Below are 1,568 nucleotides of genomic sequence, written 5' to 3'. Positions count from 1 at the left end.
GTCATTGCTTCTTTGACGGGATGGCAATTCATTTTAGATGCCTTATCTGTAGCAGAACTTTAGGAAATTGGTATAACTTCTTAGAGAACGATAATGTCCTTCTTACTAGCCGTGACACTCGTTGCCGCTTTCGTGTTATTGAATCGTTCTATGTAACTGGTCAATCCACTGTCTTTGCCTACGGCTTTTCGGACGTTTGCGATCGCAGTGCTGTTTCATAGGCCTGCCAGTAATCGGTATAGATGACGGCACATTGTCGGTACACAGGCGGCAGCGAGGCCCATAATGCCCTTGCAGCATCCAAGCGAACGATCGCCGATATAGCAACCGACAATCTCACGGGTTGTGACATCTTGGGCAAGCCACACCCACTGCTTGTTCCCTTTATCATCCACGAAGGACCACAACTCATCCATCTGCACCGTTAGTTGTCCCTGGGTTTTGGGCTTTACCTGCACTTGTTGCGGCCCGGCGCAGCGTAGCAAGCGTTGACATATCCTTGCAACCAGTGCTCCGACACTTCCATCACACGGGCGATTCCGGCTAGGGGAAGTTTCTCTCTTTTGCAAGCGATCGATCATCGCTTTACGGTCTGGGTCAATCGGCTTCCACTGCGGATTCTCAACGAATTGACGACCACAATCACGACATTTGTAGTTTTGTTTTCCTCGGCGGGTCGTGCCGTTCTTCATGATGTCATCACAACCACAGCTTGGGCAGAGTAGGTAAAGTTTCACGGCGCAAAAGTGAGACATATAGCCTTTCTCAGAAAGATGAGGTACAATAACAGCAGTGTGTAAACCAGTTAAAAATATTTGACGATGTAACTTTACCGAACGCAAAATCTATGGCTTTTGCTAATTCTTGATAATTAGTAGTCTTGATAGAACGGAGAATGATTTTAAGTTTTGACCACAGATTCTCAATTGGTGAAAAATCTGGTGAATAAGGTGATAAGTATATTAATTTTGCGCCTTTCTTTTCAATCGCTTTTTTGACTTCTTTTCCCAGGTGAATAGGACAATTATCCATCACCACACAAACCGCTTTCCAGAGTTTTGGTACGAGTTTTCTGATAATAAAAGCTTCAAAGGTAATTGCATCAGTTCCACCTATTAAATTAACCGATGTTAAGATTTCATTTACTGACATTACTCCAATTATAGAGACATTTTTGCCACGTTTAGTTGGTTTTGGTCCCTTGGCCGTTTCACCTTTTTGCATACCTAGCATATAACCTAACCATTGCCAAATTAACTCCCGATTCGTCAATGAATATTAAGTCTTTTAAACTCATCTCTTTAATTGTTTCCAGAACTCACATCGCAGGATTTGAACTCGCTCTGTGCCTTTGCCTGAAGGGAAGAGAGTTTTTTTTGACAGTAATGTCTAAGAGTTTTATCATTCTTTCTATGGTTGCTCTACTAACGGAAAATCCAATTTTCCCATAAAGTAAATAACGGAGTTTTTCAAGAGTTGCATCATTATTTGCTTCCACCAATTCCGCCAAGATGAGTAGTTGCTCCGCATTCAGTTTGCCTTTGACTCCACATCGGTCAGTTTTCGGA

2 protein-coding genes and 1 pseudogene are annotated in these 1,568 nt (G+C 42.8%); all 3 read right to left on the bottom strand.

Translation table 11 applies throughout. From position 1 onward, the window contains the following. Window positions 1–215: 215 nt before the first annotated feature. Window positions 216–692 (bottom strand): IS1 family transposase, encoded by a 477-nt coding sequence (locus tag QUB25_RS29970; protein WP_445252000.1) that lies wholly within the window; start codon window positions 690–692, stop codon window positions 216–218. 73 nt (window positions 693–765) lie between these two features. Further along, the gene (locus QUB25_RS29620; RefSeq protein WP_333189048.1) at window positions 766–1,224 is read right to left on the bottom strand and encodes a transposase; all 459 of its coding nucleotides are present in this window, start codon (window positions 1,222–1,224) and stop codon (window positions 766–768) included. Window positions 1,225–1,318: 94 nt separating this feature from the next. Further along, window positions 1,319–1,568, bottom strand: a pseudogene (locus tag QUB25_RS29615) (hypothetical protein); the annotation flags it as partial.

The sequence above is a fragment of the Microcoleus sp. B3-D7 genome (genome assembly GCF_036705305.1).
Lineage (GTDB): Bacteria > Cyanobacteriota > Cyanobacteriia > Cyanobacteriales > Microcoleaceae > Microcoleus.
Note: the sequence above shows the minus strand (reverse complement) of the source record. Positions and strands in the feature narration are given on the sequence as shown.

What these genes read in the sequence shown, in the direction of transcription:
- QUB25_RS29970 (WP_445252000.1), bottom strand. Translation starts at nt 692, where the DNA reads ATGAAGAACGGCACGACCCGCCGAGGAAAACAAAACTACAAATGTCGT.
- QUB25_RS29620 (WP_333189048.1), bottom strand. Translation starts at nt 1,224, where the DNA reads ATGCAAAAAGGTGAAACGGCCAAGGGACCAAAACCAACTAAACGTGGC.